Annotated in this window: 15 protein-coding genes, 1 tRNA gene and 3 pseudogenes; 8 read left to right on the top strand and 11 right to left on the bottom strand. The window is 59.6% G+C overall.

All coding sequences use genetic code 11. The annotated features are described in order from the left end of the window. Positions 1-7: 7 nt before the first annotated feature. From I6I72_RS13920 to I6I72_RS08745, 6 genes and pseudogenes are all read left to right on the top strand, one after another. Positions 8-415 (top strand): annotated as a pseudogene (locus I6I72_RS13920) (hypothetical protein); the annotation flags it as partial. Positions 416-476: 61 nt separating this feature from the next. After that, positions 477-1696: pseudogene (locus I6I72_RS08765) on the top strand (IS30-like element IS1513 family transposase). 231 nt (positions 1697-1927) lie between these two features. Next, positions 1928-3238, top strand: coding sequence for a cation:proton antiporter (locus I6I72_RS08760; protein ID WP_049146821.1), 1311 nt, complete (start codon positions 1928-1930; stop codon positions 3236-3238). A 48-nt stretch (positions 3239-3286) separates the two neighbouring features. Further along, entirely contained in the window at positions 3287-3931 is a 645-nt protein-coding gene (locus tag I6I72_RS08755; RefSeq protein ID WP_236592609.1) for a DUF1707 SHOCT-like domain-containing protein, read from the top strand. Between the two features lie 44 nt (positions 3932-3975). Then, a complete protein-coding gene (locus I6I72_RS08750) occupies positions 3976-5205 on the top strand; it encodes a pyridoxal phosphate-dependent aminotransferase (RefSeq protein WP_049062277.1) in 1230 nt (409 codons plus the stop codon). A 201-nt stretch (positions 5206-5406) separates the two neighbouring features. Then, positions 5407-6603, top strand: coding sequence for a YibE/F family protein (locus I6I72_RS08745; protein WP_049062276.1), 1197 nt, complete (start codon positions 5407-5409; stop codon positions 6601-6603). Here the strand turns inward: I6I72_RS08745 and I6I72_RS08740 are convergent. Then, complete coding sequence (locus tag I6I72_RS08740) at positions 6600-7943, bottom strand: UDP-glucose dehydrogenase family protein (protein ID WP_080969936.1); 1344 nt, start codon at positions 7941-7943, stop codon at positions 6600-6602. The two genes, I6I72_RS08745 and I6I72_RS08740, sit on opposite strands and share 4 nt — an antisense overlap. Positions 7944-7985: 42 nt before the next feature. Next, the gene (gene dcd, locus I6I72_RS08735; RefSeq protein ID WP_005529683.1) at positions 7986-8549 is read right to left on the bottom strand and encodes a dCTP deaminase; all 564 of its coding nucleotides are present in this window, start codon (positions 8547-8549) and stop codon (positions 7986-7988) included. A 108-nt stretch (positions 8550-8657) separates the two neighbouring features. Here dcd and I6I72_RS08730 point away from each other — a divergent pair. Then, positions 8658-8731: transfer RNA gene (locus tag I6I72_RS08730), tRNA-Gly, on the top strand. 40 nt (positions 8732-8771) lie between these two features. On the opposite strand, the gene I6I72_RS08725 is transcribed toward I6I72_RS08730, so the two are convergent. Then, entirely contained in the window at positions 8772-10559 is a 1788-nt protein-coding gene (locus I6I72_RS08725) for an ABC transporter ATP-binding protein (protein ID WP_070509205.1), read from the bottom strand. Positions 10560-10636: 77 nt separating this feature from the next. Here I6I72_RS08725 and I6I72_RS08720 point away from each other — a divergent pair, with 77 nt between their 5' ends. After that, a complete protein-coding gene (locus I6I72_RS08720; RefSeq protein WP_053087986.1) occupies positions 10637-11068 on the top strand; it encodes a MarR family winged helix-turn-helix transcriptional regulator in 432 nt (143 codons plus the stop codon). Between the two features lie 232 nt (positions 11069-11300). Here the strand turns inward: I6I72_RS08720 and I6I72_RS08715 are convergent. The 8 genes and pseudogenes from I6I72_RS08715 to I6I72_RS08680 all read right to left on the bottom strand — a co-directional run. Next, positions 11301-11567, bottom strand: a pseudogene (locus I6I72_RS08715) (ATP-binding cassette domain-containing protein); the annotation flags it as partial. Between the two features lie 198 nt (positions 11568-11765). After that, positions 11766-14612, bottom strand: a complete 2847-nt coding sequence (locus tag I6I72_RS08710) for a SpaA isopeptide-forming pilin-related protein (protein WP_049146818.1) — start codon at positions 14610-14612, stop codon at positions 11766-11768. Beyond that, on the bottom strand, positions 14609-15442 hold the full coding sequence (locus I6I72_RS08705) for an LPXTG cell wall anchor domain-containing protein (protein WP_049146816.1): 834 nt from the start codon (positions 15440-15442) through the stop codon (positions 14609-14611). The genes I6I72_RS08710 and I6I72_RS08705 overlap by 4 nt, the downstream gene beginning before the upstream one ends. Positions 15443-15449: 7 nt before the next feature. Next, the gene (locus I6I72_RS08700) at positions 15450-16361 is read right to left on the bottom strand and encodes a class C sortase (RefSeq protein WP_049146814.1); all 912 of its coding nucleotides are present in this window, start codon (positions 16359-16361) and stop codon (positions 15450-15452) included. Between the two features lie 131 nt (positions 16362-16492). Further along, positions 16493-17953 (bottom strand): SpaH/EbpB family LPXTG-anchored major pilin, encoded by a 1461-nt coding sequence (locus tag I6I72_RS08695; RefSeq protein WP_236592698.1) that lies wholly within the window; start codon positions 17951-17953, stop codon positions 16493-16495. A 541-nt stretch (positions 17954-18494) separates the two neighbouring features. Next, positions 18495-20276 carry an ABC transporter ATP-binding protein gene (locus I6I72_RS08690; RefSeq protein WP_201806733.1) on the bottom strand — a complete coding sequence of 594 codons (1782 nt, stop codon included), beginning with the start codon at positions 20274-20276 and terminating at the stop codon, positions 18495-18497. Positions 20277-20279: 3 nt separating this feature from the next. After that, a complete protein-coding gene (locus tag I6I72_RS08685; RefSeq protein ID WP_172954283.1) occupies positions 20280-21965 on the bottom strand; it encodes a VanW family protein in 1686 nt (561 codons plus the stop codon). A gap of 48 nt (positions 21966-22013) precedes the next feature. Beyond that, positions 22014-23174, bottom strand: a complete 1161-nt coding sequence (locus I6I72_RS08680) for a glycoside hydrolase family 3 N-terminal domain-containing protein (RefSeq protein WP_049062268.1) — start codon at positions 23172-23174, stop codon at positions 22014-22016. Positions 23175-23216: the final 42 nt, after the last annotated feature.

Raw genomic sequence — 23216 nt, 5'->3', positions numbered from 1 at the left:
GGGGTGAATGCGCCACTTCGACCGGGAGGTAGTTGTGACGCGTTGGACTCCGAAGGATGTTAAGGATGCTGCTGTTGAGCGCGTGGTGGCAGGCGAGGCAGTTAGCCTGGTCGCGCGTGATGTGGGTGTAGGCCCCGAATCGGTTTACGGTTGGTTGAGGGTAAGAGGTGTCGAACCTCCAGGCAGGCGTGCGAGTCGTTTGCGTGATCCGTTTGTCCGTGAGGCTGTTGGGTTGGTGCGTGCAGGTATGTCGATCAGTCAAGCAGCACAGACTGTTGGAATATCGACTGGCTTGCTTCACAGCAGGTTAAAGAAAGCTGGTGTAATCGAAGTGCGGCCTAGACGCGCCCACTTGTCACCTGATAAACGTGCCCAGGCCTTGGAGCGAGTGCTTGCTGGTGAGAGCTGTCAGACAGTGGCTGATGCTATCGGTGTGCATCCTTCTACCGTGTATGGGTGGATAAGGAAGCAGCGGTATGCGAAGTTACGCCGGCAGCGACATCGTCGAACGCCTGATGAGGCGGTGGTGTCTTTGCCAGATACAGGCAAGAAGCTGGGTAAAGATTCTGTTATGCCAGCACCGATGAAAACTCAAGCCGTTGATGGATTTCCTAGCGGCGTATTCGACAAACACGCCTTAGTAGGGCGTGGTCGCAGGCTTACTGTTGAAGACCGTGTTGCTATTGAAGCGGGATGTCGTGTCGGTGATTCGGCACGAGCCATCGCGCAGAAAATAAATAGGCACCACAGTGTCGTCGCTCGTGAAATCACCCGTAATGGTTGGAAGATCGTCGATGAGGACGGCACAGAGCAGCTGCGGTATAACGCCCACAACGCTGCTGTTTCTACTGCTGGTCGGATGGTGCGGCCAAAACTACGCAAGCTCGATGAAAGCCCAACGCTTCGGGGTGTAGTAGTCGATTGCCTTGCCCGCAGGTGGTCACCTGGGCGCATTAGTGCATGGCTTGAGCATGCTTTCAGCGATGATGAAAGCATGCGTATTTCCCACGAAGCGATCTACAGTGCCTTATACATTCAAGGCAAAGGCAGCCTGCGAGCCGAGCTTGAAGAAGTCATGAAGACTAAAGACGTACTTATCCGCGGCGGCTCAACACGCAAGCGTCGTGCCCGAAACGCTGGCGTGTTAACCGGTCGCCCTTGGATCAAAGGTGCTGAGATCACCCACCGCAGCCCGGAAGCTGATGACAGGGCTATTCCCGGGCACTGGGAGGGCGACCTTGTTATTGGTAAAGGTGGCAAAAGCGCGCTGATTACCCTAGTAGAGCGCACCAGCCGTTACACCCTGCTTGGACACCTTCCCGATGAGCACAGTTCACACACCGTGGTCGCAACCCTGCAGGACATGGTCAAAGACCTCAACACCGAGCAGCTAAAGACCATCACATGGGACCAAGGCGCAGAAATGGCTGTCACAGCACAAGTCCAGATTAAAGACGGCTGCCAGGTGTTTTTCTGTGAACCGCACTCACCGTGGCAGAGACCAACCAACGAGAACACCAACGGCGAGATCAGGCGCAGGTTCTACAAAAAGGGCACCGACTTTGCCACCGTCACACCCGAACATGTCGCGTGGGTGCAAAATGAGCTCAACGAAACACCCCGACAAATCCTCGGCGGCGCAACCCCACGTAAAATACTTAACGAACTATTCAAGCGTGGCGCATCCACCGCTTGATTCCGCCGAGGTCGCGATTAAAAAGTTTAGCCATGAAACTATCCGCGACCTGGAGGTCTGGGGTTCTAGGTCTGGGCTTTTGCGAGGAGACGGAGAAACGCGAAACAACGGAGCCTAGGCAAGACCTTTTGAATCACAAGTCAGCCACAAGTGGGCCACAACTAAGCGACGAGTAAGCCAAACTTGCTGGATGAATAGGCAGTCAGGATACTCGCCGCGTACGCTGTTCTCATGATTTTCTCCGCGTTAAGCGCCGCCAACACCGTGGTGCTCGCTTCGGGGGAAGCCGATTACACTCCTTCCCTCGTCTCCTTTGCATGGATCATGGCCGCCGCCCTCCTGGCCCCGTTGGTCTCCTACATGCTCAAGAACAAAATGCCCGCCGTGGCCCTACTCATCATCTTCGGCATGATCATCGGCCCCTCGATGCTCGACCTCGCCCACGAGGACCCCGGCATCGGCATGCTCAAAGAGCTGGGCGTCGGCGCTTTATTCCTCCTCGCGGGTTTCGAAATCGATCTTGCGACGCTGAAATCTAAACAAGCCGCTACCGGCTTTTCCACCTGGCTCATCTGCATGGTGTCATGTCTCGTGGGTGCTTATTTCCTGCTCAATGACATCCCTGGCGCCATCGTCATGGCCATCGCACTAACCTCCACCGCGCTCGGCACGATTACGCCGATGCTCAAGCAGGACAAACTCATCGGCACCAAAGTCGGCGACTCGGTCATGATTCACGGCGCCATCGGCGAGGTCGCTCCCATCACCGCCATGGCTCTCCTGCTGGGAACCCGCTCCACGCTAGGCACCATGCTCATCCTGCTGGCGTTCATCGTCATCGCCGTCGGCGTCGCTGTCATGCCGCGCGCGCTCATCGTCGCAGTGCCGTGGCTCAAGACCGCATTCCTTTCCGGCGCTGGCTCCACGAACCAGACCATCCTGCGCCTTATCATCCTCATCCTGGCCATCCTGATGGCCGTCACCTCGGTCTTCGAGCTCGACATCGTCCTCGGCGCATTCGCAGCAGGCATCATCCTCAACCGCATCATCCCTGACGAGTTCCACAAGGGGCTCGAGAACCGCCTCGACGTTGTCTGCTATTCCATGCTGATTCCGGTCTTCTTCGTGGTCTCCGGCATGTCCATCGACTGGCAGGTCATCGTCAACAACCCGTTCAAGGTGCTTGGCATCCCCGCCCTCATTCTCGTCACCCGTGGCCTGCCCGTGTTCCTGCGCGAGAACATCCACCACACAGGGTCCGACATCGAGACCACCCGCGAGCGTCTCCAGGTGGCCCTCTACGCAGCAACGGGTCTACCGATCATCGTCGCTGTCATGACCATCGCAGTCGGCTCCGGCATCGTGGACGAAGAGACCTCCTCCATCTTCGTCGCCGGTGGCGCGCTAACCGTCGCCATCTTCCCGCTCCTGTCCAGCCTCGTTAAGGGCAAGGAAGAAAACGCGCAGTCCAAGGCGAAGGCCGCCGAGTCCAAGCAAGAGGGCCGAGAGGGCGCTGAACAAAAAGGCGCCGAGAAGAAATGATCGCTAGTAGCACACGCATGTGTCCGCTGGTTTTCCTATAGTAAAACCATGACGCATAGCTTCGGAGCCTCCCCTTTTGATCCCGCGAATTCGATGCGCCTATCCGACGCAGAGAAGACCGACGCCATCAACGACCTCGCCCGCGCCGTGGGCGAGGGTCGCCTGACCATGGAGGAATTCGAGGAGCGCTCCGACGACGTCATGCGCGCCACCACCCGCCGCGAGCTGGTCCCCTTGTTCACGGACATCCCGGCGGTTTCTGCCACGGAGATAAAGATCTACTCCCGCGGCGAGGTCGAGCGTGCATACAAAGCCGGCAAAAAGCCGCGTCTGGCCACCGCCATGACGGGCACCATTGCCCTCACTTTCGCCTCAATCGCCTGCTTCGTGGCAAGCGATGCCGCAGGCGCTGTGGCCATACTCGGAGGCGTCGGCGCGCTCTTCCTGGTTCCGATCCTGTGGATTATGCTCTACGTGGCCAAGGTCGGCCCCGAGTCTTGGCACCAGCCTTCCCCGCGCAAAATCGAGCGGCAGCAGCGTCGCGAGATCCTCACGCAGACAGCCCAGGAACGCGCACAACAGAAAGCTTTGGAGCAGGCGCAGTGGGCGGAGCGGCGTCGCCAAGCAGGCGAGCTGACCAGCGAGGCCATGAACCTTGCCAAGCGCAAGCTCGATCAGTGGAACAAAAAGTAGTCTAGTTGAGACCTTAATCGCCTGTAAGTGGCAGAATACTTTCCATGACTACACCGAACTCACGCATTTTCGACCAATCCACCAAGCTCAAGGGTGTCGCGTATGACATCCGTGGTGAGGTCTCTGCGGAGGCGGAGCGCATGGAGCTTGACGGCCACAGCATCCTCAAGCTGAACACCGGCAACCCTGCCGTGTTCGGCTTCGATGCCCCGGACGTAATCATGCGCGACATGATCGCAGCGCTGCCGACTTCCCAGGGATACTCCACGTCGAAGGGCATCATTCCGGCGCGTCGCGCTATCGTCACTCGCTACGAGCTGGAGGACTTCCCGCACTTCGACGTCAACGACGTCTACCTGGGCAACGGCGTCTCCGAGCTCATCACCATGGTCACTCAGGCATTGCTTGACGACGGCGACGAGGTACTGATCCCAGCTCCCGATTACCCTTTGTGGACTGCCGCAACCTCCCTGGCTGGCGGCACCCCGGTGCACTACCTCTGCGACGAGGAGGATGACTGGAACCCATCCATCGAGGACATCCGCGCCAAGGCCACTGAGAAGACCAAGGCCATCGTGGTCATCAACCCGAATAACCCCACGGGCGCCGTCTACTCCCGCGAGGTGCTGCAGAATATCGTCAACGTCGCACGCGAGTACAACCTGCTCATCCTCGCCGATGAGATTTACGACCGCATTCTTTACGACGGCGCGAAGCACATCTCGATCGCTTCCCTCGCTCCGGATCTGCTGACGATTACCTTCAACGGTCTTTCCAAGGCTTATCGCGTGGCTGGTTACCGCGCTGGTTGGATGGTTCTCACCGGTCCGAAGAGCCATGCACGCGGCTTCATCGAGGGCCTGGATCTGCTGGCGGGTACGCGTCTGTGCCCAAACGTCCCAGCCCAGCACGCCATCCAGGTGGCGCTCGGTGGACGCCAGTCCATCTATGGTCTGACTGGTGAGGGCGGACGTCTGCTCAAGCAGCGCAACGTGGCCTACGAGAAGCTCAACGAGATCCCGGGCGTTTCCGTCACCAAGCCGATGGGTGCTTTGTACTGCTTCCCGCGTCTGGACCCGAATGTCCATGAGATTCATGACGACTCCAAGCTGATGCTGGATATCCTGCGCGCGGAGAAGATTCTGATGGTGCAGGGCACTGGTTTTAACTGGCCAAACCCGGACCACTTCCGCGTGGTTACCCTGCCGTGGGCATCCCAGCTAGAGAACGCTATTGAGCGCCTGGGTAACTTCCTGGCTAGCTACCGTCAGTAGCTTGTAGGTCCGACTGTGCTGCGCAAATGTCCAGCACAGAGATACTTGCCCAGTTGCTATTTGTAATGGTTATCATTCAAAATAGGCAGCATGGGTAAACATTCCAATCAAAGAGCGGCTTCGCATGGAAGCCGCTCTTCGCTTTTCCAACGTCGCCCCGTCACGCTGCCATCGCTGCACAATCCGTGGCGCATCGGACTCATGGGGTTTCTTGGATTAGCGCTCCTCGTGACGCTGGTGGGGTTGGTTTTGCTGCGTCCGACGACGCCCACCAGCGAGCACACCAGCGCGGAGTTCTCGCAAACTTACGCACTCAATCACCCGGAGGTCCACGGAACCGTGACCACGGTGGACCACGCGCTGTGCCAGTCAGACCAGACGGGCAAGGCATTCGACAAGCCACCGCTGATTCCGGCGGATCCGGGCGGCGACTGCACCCGTGCGCTCATCGACATCACTTCGGGCCGCAACGCAGGCAAGCAGACGCAGCTCGTGCACTTCGGCGTGGCCGGCGACCCACAACTGAAGGTGGGCGACGAAATTGTGCTTTCTGAGTCCACCGCGGACAACGACGGGGACGCCTCCGTTAATTATTCTTTTGCGGACTACCAGCGCACCGGGAACTTGGTCCTGTGGGCCATCGTCGCCGCGATTGTCATCATCGTGTTCGCGGCCTGGCACGGAGTGCGCTCCCTCATCGGCTTAGGCCTGAGCTTGGCCGCAATCTTTTACTACCTCATCCCGTCGCTGATTGAGGGCCACAGCCCGCTGCTCGTGGCCATGGTGACCTCGGCGGCCATCATCTTCGTGGTGGTCCCGCTCGTGCATGGCCTGAATTGGAAGGCAGCGAGCGCCCTGGGCGGCGCGCTGCTGGCGCTATTGCTCGCCTCTTTCCTGGCGCACGCTTCGATTGATTCGACGCAGCTACAGGGTCTTAGCTCCGAGGATAACCTCAAGCTGCTGCTCTACATGCCAGGCGTGTCCATCGTCGGTGTGCTGCTGTGTGGCTTCATCATCGGTGCGCTGGGCAGCCTCAACGACATCGCGGTGGCCCAGGCTTCCACGGTGATGGAGCTACACAACTTGGACCCCACGGCGCGGCCGGGCCATCTCTTCTTGTCCGCTATGAAGGTGGGCCGCGACCACATCGCATCGATGGTGTACACCATCGTGCTGACCTACACCGGCGCTTCGCTGCCGCTTCTCATGCTGATTACTGCAGCCGAGCGCCCGGCCACGCAGATCCTCTCCAGCGACTTGGTGTCCACGGAGTTACTGCGCTCGGCGCTCGGTGCCATGGCCTTGACTCTCGCGGTGCCCATGACCACGTTCATCGCTGCATTGACCATCCCGCGGCGTCGCCCAGTGGCGGTCACCCACGAGGCAGAACCGGCCTAGCCTTCGAGGGCGCGGCCGAGGGCCTCGATGGTCCAGCCGGCCGCACGCCAGGCGGCGACGTCGAGGACGTTACGGCCATCAATGATGTGTTTGCTCGACACCAGCCCGGCCACGGCCGCAGGGTCGAGATCGCGGAATTCCTGCCATTCGGTTGCGAGGATAACCAGCTCGCTCTCACGTAGTGCTTCCTCGCAGTTAGCCGCGTAGTTCAGTGTCGGAAAGACCTTGCGGGCGTTGTCCATGCCCTCTGGGTCGTAGACGGTGACGGCAGCGCCCGCAAGCGACAAGGAACCCGCCACGGACAGCGCCGGCGAGTCGCGGACGTCGTCAGAGTTGGGTTTGAAAGCACAGCCCAGCACCGTCACGCGGTGGCCTAGGAGCGAGCCCTGGAATGCATTCTTAGCCATATCGACCATGCGATCACGGCGGCGCATATTGATGGCATCGACCTCGCGAAGGAAGGTCAGGGCCTGGTCCGCGCCGAGCTCGCCTGCGCGAGCCATAAACGCGCGAATGTCCTTCGGCAGGCAACCGCCGCCGAAGCCCAGGCCCGCGCCTAGGAACTTGCGGCCGATGCGATCGTCGTATCCGATGGCGTCGGCAAGCTTGACCACGTCAGCGCCTGCGATCTCACAAATCTCAGAGACCGCGTTGATGAAGGAAATCTTAGTGGCCAGGAAGGCATTGGCAGAGACCTTCACCAGCTCGGCGGTCTGTAGGTCAGTCACAATAAACGGCGTATCCTGCGCCAACGGCTTGGCATAGACCTCGCGAGCTACCTCTTCGGCATGGCTTCTACCGTCGGCGAGCCCTGCCTCGCCGACGCCGAGGACGATGCGGTCCGGGGTGATGGTGTCCTTGACCGCGTAGCCCTCGCGCAGGAATTCTGGGTTCCACGCAATTTCCACGTGGCTGCCCTCCTGGGCCAACTCATTCGCCATCTCCTGCAGCTCCGCCGCAGTTCCCACCGGAACGGTGGACTTACCAAGGATGACGTGCTCGCCTTCCAGAAGCGGCACGAGGTCTCGAATGACGGCCTTTACATACGTCATATCTGCGGCATAAGAGCCATGCCGCTGTGGCGTTCCAACGCCGAGGAAGTGGACGTTCGCAAATTGCGCTGCCTGCGCGTAATCGGTGGTGAAATCGAGGCGCCCGGCCGCAATATTGCGCTCTAGTACCTCCGGCAGGCCCGGTTCATAAAAGGGAACCTCGCCGTTCTTGAGGGATTCGATCTTAGATTCATCCACGTCCACGCCCAATACCTCATGACCGAGCTCAGCCATGCAGGCGGCATGCGTTGCACCGAGGTAACCGGTGCCAATAACCGTCATACGCATAAACGGAAATGGTAGGCCTGTTACGTAAACGGTGCGTGAAGACTATCGGAAATTCAGGTAAGACTTCGACGGGGTCGGGCCGCGCTGGCCCTGGTACTTCGAGCCCAGCGCACCGGTGCCATAGGGGTTCTCAGCAGGCGAGGACATCTTGAAGATAGCCAGCTGGCCCACCTTCATGCCCGGCCACAGCGTAATCGGCAGGTTCGCGGTGTTGGACAGCTCCAGCGTGATGTGGCCGGAAAAGCCTGGGTCAATAAAGCCCGCAGTCGAGTGCGTCAGCAAGCCCAAGCGGCCGAGCGAGGACTTGCCTTCCAAACGGCCTGCCAGGTCTGCCGGAAGGGTGAACTTCTCAAAGGTCGCACCCAACACGAATTCGCCCGGGTGCAGCACGAAAGCATCGCCTTCTTCGACCTCGACCAGGCTGGTGAGGTCCGGCATTTCTTCCTTTGGGTCGATGTGCGTGTAGCGCGAGTTGTTAAAGACACGGAAGAACTTGTCTAGGCGCACGTCGATAGACGAGGGCTGAACCATCTCAGCGTCATAAGGCTCGATGGCTAGGCTCTCGGAGTCAATGGCTGCACGAATATCACGATCTGAAAGAAGCACGCCCTAGAGTTTACGCGTCTTGCACTTCTACCGATACATCTGCCAAGGCATTTGCTCTAGAAGCTATGCGCAGTGCTATGCTTTTCGGCAATGCATCTATTGCATTGCGCCGACGTAGTTTAATGGTAGAACTTGAGCTTCCCAAGCTTACGGCGCGGGTTCGATTCCCGTCGTCGGCTCCATTTTCCCGCCGTAGGTTTCATACCTTAACCGGCGGGTTTCTTAGTTTTCCTCCTGCTCTGCCGCATGCACGAGCGCGGCATAGGCGCCCTCGCGAGCCAGCAGTTGCGTATGCGTTCCACTCTCGGCCACGCGGCCTTCGTCGAGGACCACAATCTGGTCGGCATCACGAACGGTGGACAGGCGGTGGGCAATCACCAGGCGGGTGGTGTTCGATGAGAGCACCGCATCTTGGATAGCGCGCTCAGTCTCGTTATCCAACGCCGAAGTGGCCTCGTCCAAGATCAGGATGCGCGGGTTACGCAGCAAAGTGCGCGCCAAGGTAAGCCGCTGCTGCTCACCACCGGAGAAGCGGTAACCACGGGAACCGACGACGGTATCGAGGGCATCGGGAAGCGCGCGCACCACCTCGGCCACATTCGCCAGCTCCAACACGTGCCACAGTTCCTCGTCGGTGGCCTCGGGCTTGGCGAAGTGCAGGTTCTCCCGGATGGTCGCATGCAACAGGTAGGTCTCCTGTGAGACCACGCCGATGAGATTCGCGCGCTCGGTAGCGGATAGCTCGCGCAGGTCGACGTCGCCAATGCGCACCGTTCCGCTCGTCGGGTCCGCGAGGCGGGCTACCAGAGAGGCCACCGTGGACTTGCCCGAGCCCGTATGCCCCACCAAAGCGAGGGTGGTGCCGGCGGGGATGTGGAGGGAGACGTCGGCAAGCGCATCTGCGTGCGCATCCGGGTAGCGGTAGTACACATGCTCAAGCGAGATCGAGGTATCAGCGGGCATGCGCGGCTTGGTGGGCTCCTCCAGCTCCGGCTCCAGGTCCAGATACTCGAAGATGCGGCTAAACAGCGCCATCGAGGCCACCCACTGCGCACCCACGTTGAGCAGGCCGGTAATCGGGCGGAAAACCTGCGTTTGCAGCGTGGAGAAAGCAATCAGCGTGCCGATGGTGATGTGTTCACCGGTAAAAGGCAGGCCCGCCACAAGATAAACCAGCGCTGGGATGATGCCGAAGATAATCTGCATCGTGGCCATGCGCCAGCGACCGGCCAGCTGCGACTCCAGCTCCAGACGAATGAGCGAAGAGGAAACCTCGGAGAAGCTCGAGTAAACGCGCTCCTGCGCGCCCAACGTTTTGGCCAGGCGCATACCAGATACGGACAAATTCTCGGTGATGGTCTGTTGCATCTCCGCCTGTGCCTGCTGGTTCTTCTCCATGATGCGGCGGCGCATGAGCGCGGTTTGGCGGGTCAGCCACACGGCTGGCGGGAGCACCACGAGGGAGAGTAAGGACAGCGTGGGCGAGAGCGCCACCATCGCGATGATAGTGGCGATAGTCATGGTGAGGTTGGTGGCCACGGAGGTCGCCGTCGTGGTCACCACGCCTCGCATGCCGGCGATGTCGTTAGTAAGACGCGATTGCACTTCGCCGCCGCGGTTGCGGGTAAAGAACTGAAGGAATTGACGCTGGAGATTCCCAAAGACCTTAACGCGCAGCTCATGCATGATGTTTTGACCAACCTTGGAGGACAACCACGATTGGGTTACTCCGATAAACTGCGAGAGGATGGTCAAGCCAATCATGGAGAGCACGAGCCAGACGAGCAGGGGAACGTTTTGCTGCGGGATGGCCACATCCACGGTTTCGCGGACAAGGAATGGCTGTACAACAGTCAGCCCAGAGGTAACGATGATGAGTGCGATAACGAGCGCCAGCGTGGCCCGGTGGGGCCGGAACAGTTGGATGACGCGAGAAAAGCGCACGGGGTGTGCGCTGAGTTGATCGACGTCGTCGGGATTCTTGGTGGCGGTAAACATCGGTGGATGCATAGTGACGCCCCCCTTCCGAATTAATGTAGTTACTTCACAATGTAGTAAACCACAGGAAGAGTGATAGTATTCCCGGTGTGACTACGCAGACATCAAAAGACGAGGATTTGGGCGAGCTCATCACCCGCCTGAGCCACTTGATCCGCCGCCGCGGCCGCCAGCTCCCCCTGGCCCCGCATCAAAACCGCGCGCTGCGCATCATCGCACGCGAGAGCCTGCGCCCCGGCAAGCTGGCGGAGATTCTGCAAGTTACCCCACGCGCCGCAACGGAGGTCATTGACGCCCTCCAGGCCGAGGACCTAGTGCACGTGGAGCCCGACCCCGCCGACCGCCGCGCCAAGCTGGTCAGCCTCAGCCACGCCGGCCACGAGTACATCGCCGCCACCAGGGCCGCCCGCGCGGAGATCGCTCAGGAGATTTTCGCACCGCTTTCCGACGCCGAGCGCAGCACCCTCACGCGACTGCTGCGCGAAGTGTTCGCGGCGCAAGAAACGCCACGACAGCAATAGTGATTTCCGCCAAGAGCAAACGCTGGGGGCTTCCCGGGGCCTCAGCGCACATTAGTCATACGGGAAATCCTCCAAGATTTCGCCCGCATCCCTCCGTGTGTGTTCAGAGGATGTAGTCGAACTTGTGATTAGGGAATTCGGCGTCGAAGTTCTTCGAAAGCTTGGCCATACCGTCACAGACATAGACCAAAATGGCCTCACATCGACGCCCGCCGAATGGTGGCTAATTCCCTTCGTCGGCGTCACGAATGGTGGATAGTCGGTGCGCAATGACCAGGCGGGTAGCATCCGAGCCGAGCACTGCGTCCTGGATGGCGCGCGCGGTTTCGTTGTCAAGGGCCGAAGTGGCCTCATCCAGGATGAGCACCCGCGGGCGGCGCAGCAGGGTGCGAGCCAGCGAGAGGCGCTGCTGGTCACCGCCAGAAAAGCGGTAGCTGCGCGAGCCCACCACGGTATCCAGGCCTTCCGGCAGCGCGGTGATGACCTTGTCCACGTATGCGGGGATGAACATCGCTACGAGAGAATCACCTTCCGCTACGTCATTAGCTCGCTGATAGATCCCCGACGCTGATGATTCACCATCGCAACGAAAGCCGGAAGTGTCCTCGCATACTTGAGGTCTTCACAGCAAAGTGGTGGCCTCGCCTTTTGGGCGGGCCACCACCCTAACCAAACTTCGCAAATAAACCTCTACAGGCTAGATGCGCACTCTTCGAGCAGTAAACGCGGCTGCTACAGCTAAGAAACTGCCAAACAGCACTAACCACCCGAGTCCTTGGCCACCAGTAACCGGAAGGTCACCCTTTCGAATATCAGCCACCTGCATGATGGAGTGGTTGTCTTCCTTCTCATCGATGCGAATGGAGACTTCTGGGTACTGCGCTGCGCCTCCTTCAAGTTCGATCTTGGGCTTACCATCAGCGCCGGGCTTGACATAGAAGACCACCGGACGTGTCAGCAATTGATAGCCCTGAGGAGACTTCGTCTCCACGAGCTTGTATTTCGCTCCCACCTGAAGATCCTCGACGCGTAGATCGGTGCCTTTGAGGACCTTTACTAGCTCCTCTGTTCCGTCCGCATTCACCTTATTGAGACTGAATTCCGCACCTTCGAGCGCTTGTTCCTTGTTGTCGAACCCAACCTTTTCTACGGAAAGATCAAATCTCACCGCTACAGTCTCGTTTGCGATTGTACAGTTCACGATAGCGCGGAAAGGAACGTCCACACCAAAGCCAGGCTTACTGGGATCGTCATTATTGTTTCGGACTTCGGCATCAGAGGAAATCCACGTTCCATTCGCAGCGTCGAACTCGTTCTTTGTGCATACGGCATTCTTCTCGCCCACTGGACGCAGCTTATAGCCGTCCTGCTGGTGCTCAACCACGGTAACCTTCTGGCCCTTGCCGTCCGACTGGTCGAACGAACGACCGTAACTTCCGTCCTCACCGGTCACGTCCGTGACACTGGATTCGCGCCCGCTGCCATCGTCGCCGTCGATGATGTCCTTCTCCCCGTTGTCCACGGAGGTATCGAACGTCCAGTTCTTACCCGGGGTCGGGGTATCACCATCGCCGTATATTAGCTTGGTCACGTTGATTGAGCCAAAGCAATCCTTGAGCACAAGATCGCTAAGTTTATTCACCAGCTGATCAAAGTCACGAACGGTAGTGACAGCGTCCTTGCTGGAAATGTCCTCACCGATAGACTTAGTGTTACGCACGGCCGCGCGCCAAATCTCGGGTTGGTTCGTGATGACATATTGTGTCGCGGTGCTTTCATCCGGGGTATCCCACATCAGTACCTCGCCGTCCGTGACGATATCACGGACAAAGTCCGCCTCACCGTAGTAGCTCGGGTAACCGTAACCGTCCAGCTTCGGCCACTCCTTATCGATTCCTGTCGGCGCTTCCGGCGTATTCGGTGTCTTCTTCTTCTTGACGGTCCCGAGTCCGAAGTAATCGTCCTTGAGGATATGCTCGTTGACCGGTTCGAAACCAACCATGACAGTCTCAATCCTGGTGCCCGATTCCTTCAGTCGATTAGCTTCGTTCACCGCAGCCGACAAGTCACTCTGGTTGATCAGAGTACCGATATCGAAACCGAGGGGATAATCCCGCTTACTTGTAGTGGGCAGACCATCGGAGATGAAATAAACAACGTCAAACTCGCCGGAAGGAACCTGGCTGAGTCCAGCCTCGTAGTTAGTGCCGCCACGGCCGTCACGGTCGAAAGGCTCGGCGATGGCATTGACGGCGTCGCGAAGCTTCTGAACGTCGCCTTCGTTGTTCAGGCTCAGTTTGTCCGTCGACATGCCGGGGATAGATTTGGGTGCCGAGGCGAAGTTATAAATCGCCATCTGGCTGCCGGTCCCCTGCAGCGCGTTGATGACCCCTAGACCAGCGTCTCGGCTAGCAAAGATACCACGGCCTTGTTCCCTAGCAATCGAGTCGGAGGTATCGAATACAAGCGCGATCTTGCCACCGCAGCGTTGAGGCAGGGGCGGGTTCTCGGAAGAAGCGGGCAGCCAGCCCAGTTCTTCGCGCGGTGTCTCTGGCGCATCGACATCAATTTGTTTCGCATCGCGGTCGAACCACTCAGGCCCTTGGTGCCACAAGGTCATCTGGCATCCGTTCGAAGTGGTGTTCAAGGGGATGCGTGCCTCCACGTCGTAAGATACGACACTCGAATCAGCGCGCTGGTGGTCTTTGTTGAGCTTGAAATAGACACTATTCCCGCTCACTGTAAGCGTGTAGTCAACGTCCTTCTTTAACTCAGTCCACCCGGCCTGAGCGGAGCCGAACCGCAACTGCAGGCGAGGATCAGCGGTGTTAATCGCGTTGGTGAGATCAGCGACTCCCTCTACTTTTACCTCGACAATACCGACGTCCTTGCCCCCAAACTTTCGGGTGTTTTGCGTATTATCCCACCAAGTTTTCGAGAAAAGAAGACCATTGTTGGCCTGACAGGCATCGTAACGCCTGTCATTTCCGAGCGGGCGATAGTTCGTCGCCTCCGTTGGGTTGCCTTCCGCTGGCGGCTCCGGGGAAGCTAGCTCAGTTCCCTCCATGGTGGCCGTCATGCTCGACAGCTTCGGGGCTTTGGCCTGACCTGCCCTCCATTGGACCACGATGGGAGTACCAGGCTCTACTTCGACTCCGTCAGGCAAGCTAACGGTCAAAGTGTTTAACGTTGACGAAATCGACGATACTGGATAAGACTTCCCGTTGATCGTCAGCTTTCGATCTCCGGCGTCAGTGTTTTTAGCGAACTTCTCCGTGGTATTTATAGTCAGCCGCTTCATCAACATCGTCTCGGTTGCCACCAAATGAACCGAGAAAACGTTGCTGTATTCGGTCTTCACGCTGCTGATCGTCACCGGGGCTTGAACCGTAGTTTGAGCCTCGGCTGTTGGAGTTGACAGCACAGAACCGCTGTTCTCTACGACCAACGGGACGGCGCCAAGAACTAGCATAAGCGTAAAGGCTGCCGCTGCGCTCTTACGGGCCACGCTGCGCAACTTCTTCATCGTTTCCATTCTCTTCATCGTTGTTCACCTTTGTTATTCCTGCGCATTACGTATCCTCCGAGGAGCAATAGCAGTGCCCCCACCGCAACGATTCCTAGGACCGAGGCACCGGTCTGCGCCAACCGGCCAGATGACGGGTGCCCTGGCTTGTCGGTGGAAGGGTTGGGCACCGGACTCGTGGTGGTGCCGGGTGTGCTCGAGGTTGAGGTGATTGGTCGATCCCGGGTTGGCGTCGGAGTGGGAGTTGGCCGCGGATCGGGAATATCGGTGGGTGGCGGGACGTCGCCGCCACCGTCCTCAGTCTTGGCTTTCACGCTGAGCTCGTGAAGCCAGCTGCCATCCTCATTAGTCGCAGGGAGGATGATGAGCATCGGGCGAATATTTTCGTGTTTTTCGCCCGCGCGCGCAGGCGGCTTAACCTCTATCAAGTAGACCCCGGCGGGGAGGCCGTCGAAGCGAACCTTACCCTGTTCGTCGCTGACACGGGAGAGCGTCGGGTCGGTGAAACCACGGTCCCGTGCCTTGTCCACGGTCAGGCGGAGAGCACTGTCGTAGCCGTCGCGGGTCCGGATATCGATGCCTGCGACCCGCTTAAGGGTGAAGGTATAACCGCTCAGAGAACCCGGAGGAAGCTCCCCCGGGCGAAGCTCATCGAAGGGGTTGCCCTTCGGCAGCGTGATAGTCAGACTGCTGGGTTCGTCCCCGATCGTCGTCGGATCTACGTGGACGGAGGCACCCGCATAACCCGAAATAACCTTGGCCTCTGCCACCACCGGCGTAGAAACCGCTAGGATTCCTCCGAGACACAGGGCGGCCGCTGCGCGGGAGAATTTTTGTGTGCTGAACATGTGCAATCTATTCCTTAACCGAGGATGACGGGTGGTGGGCCGCTTTGTATTTACGCGTGGTCTTCGCAATCCACAGGACCAGCAGGACGGCGATGAGCAATGCCGCGGCCATCAACGCCCACATCCACCAAAACCAGTGAAGCTTGCTGGGGGCAAAGGCTGCGGCGGCCTCTTCATCGAAGGGAACTCGTTCAGCCGTCACCAGAAGGCGATGCGAGTTAATCCCGTAAGGAGTACAAGTGATCAACGTGATCTGATCCTTGCCGGGCGTAGAACGCAAGCTGCTCGTCTCGTGCGGGAGCACAACCCGAATGTCCGTAACCTCGTACTTCATCTTCTGCCCAGAGACTCCGATATATATCGGGTCTCCCTTCCCCACGTCGGAAAGGTGGTCAAAGAGCGTGGCGTTGGTCAGGCCAGTGTGGGCTGTGAGCACCGCATGAGTGCTGTCTCCTCCGACTGGTAGGTCGGAGCCATAGAGATGCCCGACTCCCTTTTGCAGAACCTCTTCGCTCGTCCCGTGGTAAACAGGCAAGTCGATGTCCGCGCTGGGCACAACGAGGCGCGCCATCACCTCGTGGGTGTCTAGCTCAGCAAGATAGGCCTGGTAGTCAGCGTTATCTTCGGAAATTCTAGCTAACCAAGGGTCCAAAATAGGCCCCATCGTGCGAAACTCGTTGTACGCCTGCGCTGAGACAAGTTTCTGGGTGATTTCCTCCTGATCGGCCGCATCCAATTCCTTGGTATAGGAGTCAGCGACACGCATTTGTTCCCAATTATTCAGTTGTGTAACTACCACTGGGTAGAGCAGCGCAACGATGGCGCACAGCGCCAGGACAACCGTAGGAAGCAGCTTCCTCAGAAGCGACTTCGATGCGCCTTTTGGCCCCGCTGCGGATGTGGTATCTCGCAGAACCATAAATTCCTACCTTGCTGGACGCAGCGCGCCCTATCCGGTGGTTATTGAAAAATAGTGTGGGCCCCGCGCCCCCTCCTGAAGAGGGCGCGGGTGAACAGACTGAGATCTATGTGCTCAGTCAGGCTGAGGTCCTAAGCCTCAGTGTTGGCGCGGCGGGCGGTCCAAGCTGCCAAGCCAGCAATCAAGGCGCCGAGCGCAGCCAAGATTCCGATACCCATACCACCGGTAAGCGGCAGCTTCGGCATCTCGGAACGCTTGTTCTTAATCTCTGCGTTGTACTGAACAGGGGTGGTGGTGCCCAGCTTCTTTTCGTCGGATTCAAGCTTGAAGGAGTGGACCTCGGCGGTAGCGACGTAGCCCCGTGGAGCCTTGGTCTCCAGCAAGCAGTAGGACTTGTCAATCTTCTTAGAGTCGTCCTCGACGTTGGTGACGTGGATGCCGTCGATGATGACGGAACCATTATCGTCGGTGGTCCAGGTGGACTTTTTGCCGATCGTGATCTTGTTCTGTTCCTCGAGCTGTTCCTTCTTGGTTTCAGTACCTTTGCAGCGGTAGAGCTCGAATTCGGCCCCCTTCAGCTTGGTCTCTTTGCCCTCTTCAGTCTTGATCACATTGACCAGACCCCAGTAGGACTTGACCTTATTCGACGTGGTCTCGGTCTCGTTGTCCTGGCCCGGGTAGTGAACAAACTGCTTAGCCTCGTTCTCGGCAATACCATCGGTGCCGGTGAGTACTTTCACCTTGGCGTCGATGGTCAGATTGACGGTGCTTCCCGCTGCGGCCTTCGCTAGCTTATCCAGGCCTGCCTCAGTGAATTTAACCTCGACGGTGCCAGCAGCCTGATCGATGTTGAGGGTGTAGTCAACGTCCTTAACGATGGCGCTATCATCGGACAACTTAACCTCGGCGCGGATGTTCTCGAGGTTCTCGGTGTCCAGCTTGTCGGTGATACGGAAAGATTTGAGCTTCTCATCCTTCGGGATCACCGGGATGCTGCCCTTCACCAGGTACTGAATGTCATCGCCAACATTCTTATCGGCGTCCTTAACTTCCTTGGTGATGCCGGAAGTGGTGTTCTTGGGCTGGACGGTGACGTTGTAGTTCCAGCCGTCACCTGCCGCGTTGGTGTAAGGCAGGGATACGATGAACGGGGTGGAGGGGGCGATCTCCGAGGCCTGGTAGGTCTTTTGGGTAACAGTGTCGGTGACCTTATCGGCGATAGTCTCTTTAAACAGCCAAATGCCTTGCACCAGGCCAGCGCTCTTGTCCAGGACTACCTTGCCATCGTTGCCCGTGGTGCCGGTGACAGTCGTCTGGGTCTCAGTGGCACCCAGATCCTTGTAGTTCGAAGCCGTAAGCTTGCCAAGATCTTCTGGTTTGACTTTGTCGACGTTAAGCAAAGTACCGGTGAAGGTAGCACCCTTCAGGGGATTACCGGTGGCCTTCGGGTCGGCCTCACCAGTGCCGTGATCACCAATGGAGGTCGGATTGAGGCGCTTATCGATGGTCAAGGTGACATCAGCATCGGGATCAATGGTGGGCTTTTGGGTGGACTCTTGTGCGACAGCAAACGGAGCTTGAGCTACACCAATGCCCCCCCCACCGACAGTGCCAGCCCGAGGATGGCCGCAGCACCAGTGGAACGAACGAGTGCAGAATTCTTCATGAGCGAAAAGCCTTTCTTGAAGCTAACACCCGATAGGCAGAGGGCCCCTCACATGCAGGTGTTAAACATAGATCTTAGGGAAACAGATTAGATTCTCCTGAGAATAAATATAACGTTCCCAACCTCCTTACACAATTTAGGTAAGTCCGCATCATGAACAGCCTCCAGAGCAGGGGTAACACCGAGCTATCTGCGATACGCCCGCCCTTACTAGGACATCGGTAGGCTTCACCCAACCTGAGAATCAACGCAGTGGCGGATGGCGTCTCGCCACATATCCCAAGGACTCATGAACAGCGAAGCCCTGACCACCAAGACCACCCCACAGTAAATTCAAAACCGCTGATCTACAGTCGCCAGAATCGTGAGGAATCAGCACGTTTGAGCACCATACAGGCATCGAAGTACCAAAACAGGAGAGCCTATTAGAGGTTTCGCGGGCGCCAAGCTAGCTTCCGGACAATTACTCAAGAGTCACCGGTAGTAGACGCAGCGCGAAGAAGCGCCGCGTAGGCGCCGCCGCGAGCAAGTAGCTCGGTGTGGGTGCCGCACTCGACCACGTGGCCAGCGTCAAGGACGACGATCTGGTCGGCGTCGCGGATGGTGGACAGGCGGTGCGCAATAACCAGGCGGGTAGCATCCGCGCCAAGGACTGCTTCCTGGATGGCGCGCTCGGTTTCGTTGTCGAGGGCCGAGGTGGCCTCATCCAGAATGAGCACCCGCGGGCGGCGCAGCAGGGTGCGAGCCAGCGAGAGGCGCTGCTGCTCACCGCCAGAAAAGCGGTAGCCGCGCGAGCCCACGATTGTATCCAGCCCGTCGGGAAGCGCGTCGATGACCTTGTCCACGCGCGCGGCGTTAAGCGCCGCCCACATCTGTTCTTCGCTCGCACCCGGCTGCGCGAAGAGGAGGTTCTCCCGCACCGTGCCGTGGATCAGGTAGGTCTCCTGGGAAACCACGCCAATGGCCTCCGCCCGCTGCTCCGGCGGAATATCGCGCAGGTCAACTCCGCCTAAGAGCACGGCACCTTCGGTCGGATCGGCAAGGCGCGCCAAAAGTGTGGCTACCGTGGACTTGCCGGAACCGGTATGCCCCACTAGCGCGGTGGTGGTGTGGGCGGGGATGGTGAGAAAGACGTCGGAAAGCGCGTCGATGTCTGTGCCGGGGTAGCGGTAGGAGACGTGCTGGAGGGCGAGGGAGGCGTCGGCAAGCTGGGCGGGCTCGGTGGCTTCTTTGAGCTCGGGCTTCAGGTCTAGATACTCGAAGATACGGCTAAACAGCGCCATGGACGCCACCCACTGCGCGCCCACGTTAAGCAGCCCAGTAATCGGGCGGAAAATCTGGGTCTGCAGAGTGGAAAAGGCGATGAGCGTGCCAATCGTAATCCCCGGGCGCAGGCCAGCAACCAGGTAAATCAGCGCCGGCATAACCCCGAAAATGATCTGGGTCAGCGCCATGCGCCAGCCCCCGGCCAGCTGCGATTCCAGCTCCAGTCGGATCAGGGAGCGGGAGGTTTTCGCAAACGCGTCATAGACCCTCTCCTGCGCGCCCAGCGTGGCCGCCAGACGCATGCCGGATACTGACAGGTTCTCCGAAATGGTCTGTTGCAACGTCGCCTGCGCGCGGCTGTTTTTCTCCATGAGGCTGCAGCGCAGAACGGCAGCGCGGCGCGTGAGCCACACGGCGGGCGGCAGCACCAGCAGGGACAAAAGCGAGAGGGTTGGCGAGAGCGCCACCATCGCCACCAGAGTGGCCACCGTCATGGTGAGGTTGCTGGCCACGGAGGTCGCCGTGGTGGTCACCATACCGCGCATGGCCGCGATGTCATTGGTCAGGCGGGACTGGATTTCCCCACCGCGGTTGTTGGTGAAGAACTGCAACGATTGGCGCTGCAGGTTGGCAAAGACCTGGGTGCGCAGCGCGTGCATGATGGTGTGCCCCACCCGCGCGGATAATAAAGACTGGATAACGCCGATGGCTTGCGACACCACGGTGATGGCCAGCATGCCGCCGACGAGCCACAGCAACAGCGTGGTGTCATGCTGCGGGATGGCCTCATCCACCGTGCGGCGCACGAGGAAAGGCTGCACCACGGTCAGCCCAGACGTCGCCATGATGAGCGCAACCACCAGCAACAGGGTGCCGCGGTGCGCGGCGAACAGGCTGGCCACGCGGCGAAAGGCAACCGGGTGCTGAGCCAGCTGATCGACGTCCGCCGGGTCCTTCACCGCGGTGTGCATCGGCCGAGCCATTGCCTAACCGCAGGAAACGATTGGCTGCGGGTCGTAGACCGTAGTCGTGGTCTCGCGGGATACCTCGCGGCCGGAGAGGTCCTTGATGATGCGGGTATCCGAGGTGGTAAAGCCCGGCGCGCCTGACGACGGCGAGCAATTCTCACCCACCGACATACGGGTTGGCTGGGTGGTGGCCCAGCGACCGTTGTTGACAGACTCCACATTGTAGGTCTTCACGCCCTTGAAGCGAACGGTGATCTTGCCGCCACCGAAGTCGGTCTCAATGCGGACCGGGGTGTTCGTGGTGTTCTTGAACTGCAAGTCGATGGAACCCTCGTACACGGTAGCCTCGCGGCCGGCCGGGTAGCGGGAGATGTAGTAAGAGTGCGGCGTGTGGGCCACGTCCTCGAAGCCGGCGAAGTAAGCGGCATTGTAGAGCGTGGTGGCGAACTGCGAGATGCCGCCGCCGACCGCAGTGCCGGAGTGTCCATTGATGATGATGCCGGACTCCACGTAGCCCTGCGCCGTGCCGCGCGGGCCGGTGTAGCCGTTGAGGGAGAAGGTCTCGCCTGGGTTGACCACAGCGCCGTCGACCTGCGCCGCCACGCGGCGGATATTCTCGCCCGATGCGCCAGAGAAACCGCCGGTGGAAAACTCCGACACGGTGTCGTTGAAGGTGGCCTTTTCCGCCATCTCGGTGGTGTACTCCGCCGGATCCGGCTTGTAGTCCGCATCCCAGGTGCGCTCGTCGCCCTTGACGCGCTTATCGAAGTCCTTCAAGGTCTTCTCCCAGTCGATAATCGAGCCATCGACCGATGGAGTCACATTCATCTTGTCGCCGCTGAAGGAAATCTTGGCATTCTGGCCTGGCACCTGCGCGCCATCCATGCGCTCCTCGAAAAGCTGCTGCGCCTTCGGCGTATCCACCTTCAGCTCCAGCTTGCCATCCTTCGCCTCAATGGAGACGAACTGCGCGATTTCGTCCTTGCGCAGCGTGCCCGCGACGTTGTTCTCGCCGTTGATGGTGAGCGGGTTGTCGAGGGCCTTGGCGACGTCGCCAGTGCGCATCGCCTCAATCGCGTCGTCGTTGATAGCGGGCTCCACCTCGACAGGCTCTACCTCAACGCCCGCCGGGTCGAGCCAGTTTTCGGTGATGCCATTTTTCAAATCATCCGGCTCCACCGTCTGGCCCAGCACTGGCTTGGTCACCTTAAGCTGGCCGTTGTTGAGCTCCAGCATGCCATCCTTCGGTGCGAAGGAGAGCTCGTTCTTCACGCGCTCCAGCGCACCATCCAGTGCAGTGTCGTCAATATCAACGGCGACCGGGATTTCCTGTGTGGCCTTTACGAAGCTAAAAAGACGAGTCACCGGGTTATAGGAAGCATCCGGAATGCCGTCCACGGCCTTCTGGTAGTTCAGGGTCAGGCCTGACTCGGCAGGGACTAACTGGGAAGACTTCTCCCCGGAGGTGACGTTGACGGGCTTGGTCTCGACGTCGCCAAGCTCGCGCTCCAATTTCTCTACCGCAGCGGTGCGCTCCATGCTGGAGATGTCCACACCGCCCACGGACGTCGCACGCGGAACCTTGCCCTGATTAGCAATAACGTCCCACGTGTAGGCGATGCCCGCGATCAGGAGAAGGCCGACGATCACGCCGAGGGTGATGCGCCAGCCTTTGCCAGTTTGCTGTCCTACTGCCTTTTTCACGCCTTAAAGACTATCGTTCGAGCTGCAACATTCCTAGTAAGGTCCCGTTTACTCGGCCAGACGCCGGGCAGAAGTTTGCAGTTGCTCCTCGGTCAAGGTGCCGTCATCGAGGGCTGCCACGACGGCGTCGATAGCCGCGTCGAAGCCCCCGTCAGTGGACCACAAGGGCATGTCAGCACCCGCCCCAATCGCAGCGACCACCGCCTGCGGCACGTCCATCGTATCCGCGATAGACGCCATTCCGCCCAGGTCATCGGTGTAAATGGGGCCTTCGAAATGCAGATGCTCGCGCGCGAGCTTATAAGCGGCCGGATTGATAGAAGCCGCCGTTTGGCCATCGCCCAGGCCCGGCACAGCGAGGTGGCTCATCATCAGGCCGGCCCCAGGGGCCGCGGGGACGGCTTTCTCGAAGGGCACGAACTCGTGGGTGTAGAGCTCCTCCAGTGGCGGGGTCACGGCCTCAGCCAGGTGGGTATCCCCCGAGGCGCGCCCGTGGCCTGGGAAGTGTTTGAACACGGCTTCGACGCCGGCCGACTCAAGGCCGCGGGCAAAGGCTGCGCCATACTCACCGGCTTGCGCCGGATCGGTGGAGAAGGAGCGGTCCCCCACCACTTCGAGCCCGCCGCCGTCGACGTCGAGGACCGGGGCGAAATCCACGTTGATGCCGTGTGCCTTGAGCACGCGGCCGATCTCCGCGCCGATCCTCTCCACATCCTCCGGGCTGCCGTCTGCGGCCATCTGCTGCGGGGCCGGGAATTCCCCGAGGACTTCGGAGAAGCGCTGCACGCGGCCGCCTTCAAAATCAATGGAGACCTTGAAGTCGCGGCCCAGCTCCTCTCGCAGGGCCACGATGTTGCGGCCCTCTTCGGTGAGCAGATTCGGGTCCGCCCAGCTGGGGATGAAGATGCCGCCCGCGCCGGCTTCGAGCTTCTCGCGTGCGTCGTCGTAGTTGACGGCCGGCGGCATGAGCAGGGAGGCCGCCAGCTGCCGGCGGTCCGTTGCGGCGGGCGCGGCGCTGGTCTGTGGGGTAGCACTGGCGCTTGACGACGCCGTGTTTTCCGGCGGCGCGACCTCCTCATCCGCGCAAGCCACCAAGGTACTTCCGAGCCCCACCGCGGCGAGTACAGCAGCTGCGCGCACTCGTACCTGCGGACGCGAAAAAGCGGCTGCAGATTCAGCCGCGGGACGGAAGCAATGGGAAAGATGCATGCCCTCCAGTGTGCACGATTGGCCACGCAGCGGCCGTGAAGG

The organism is Corynebacterium striatum, from assembly GCF_016728105.1.
In the GTDB taxonomy this organism is placed as follows: Bacteria; Actinomycetota; Actinomycetes; order Mycobacteriales; family Mycobacteriaceae; genus Corynebacterium; species Corynebacterium striatum.
The sequence above is the reverse complement of the archived record's forward strand: the minus strand, read 5'-3'. Positions and strand labels throughout refer to the sequence as shown.

Bases quoted from the DNA above. Each gene is read 5' to 3' on its own strand.
- I6I72_RS08760 (WP_049146821.1), top strand. From the start codon at position 1,928: ATGATTTTCTCCGCGTTAAGCGCCGCCAACACCGTGGTGCTCGCTTCG.
- I6I72_RS08755 (WP_236592609.1), top strand. From the start codon at position 3,287: ATGACGCATAGCTTCGGAGCCTCCCCTTTTGATCCCGCGAATTCGATG.
- I6I72_RS08750 (WP_049062277.1), top strand. From the start codon at position 3,976: ATGACTACACCGAACTCACGCATTTTCGACCAATCCACCAAGCTCAAG.
- I6I72_RS08745 (WP_049062276.1), top strand. From the start codon at position 5,407: ATGGGGTTTCTTGGATTAGCGCTCCTCGTGACGCTGGTGGGGTTGGTT.
- I6I72_RS08740 (WP_080969936.1), bottom strand. From the start codon at position 7,943: ATGCGTATGACGGTTATTGGCACCGGTTACCTCGGTGCAACGCATGCC.
- I6I72_RS08725 (WP_070509205.1), bottom strand. From the start codon at position 10,559: ATGCATCCACCGATGTTTACCGCCACCAAGAATCCCGACGACGTCGAT.
- I6I72_RS08710 (WP_049146818.1), bottom strand. From the start codon at position 14,612: ATGAAGAGAATGGAAACGATGAAGAAGTTGCGCAGCGTGGCCCGTAAG.
- I6I72_RS08705 (WP_049146816.1), bottom strand. From the start codon at position 15,442: ATGTTCAGCACACAAAAATTCTCCCGCGCAGCGGCCGCCCTGTGTCTC.
- I6I72_RS08700 (WP_049146814.1), bottom strand. From the start codon at position 16,361: ATGGTTCTGCGAGATACCACATCCGCAGCGGGGCCAAAAGGCGCATCG.
- I6I72_RS08690 (WP_201806733.1), bottom strand. From the start codon at position 20,276: ATGGCTCGGCCGATGCACACCGCGGTGAAGGACCCGGCGGACGTCGAT.
- I6I72_RS08680 (WP_049062268.1), bottom strand. From the start codon at position 23,174: ATGCATCTTTCCCATTGCTTCCGTCCCGCGGCTGAATCTGCAGCCGCT.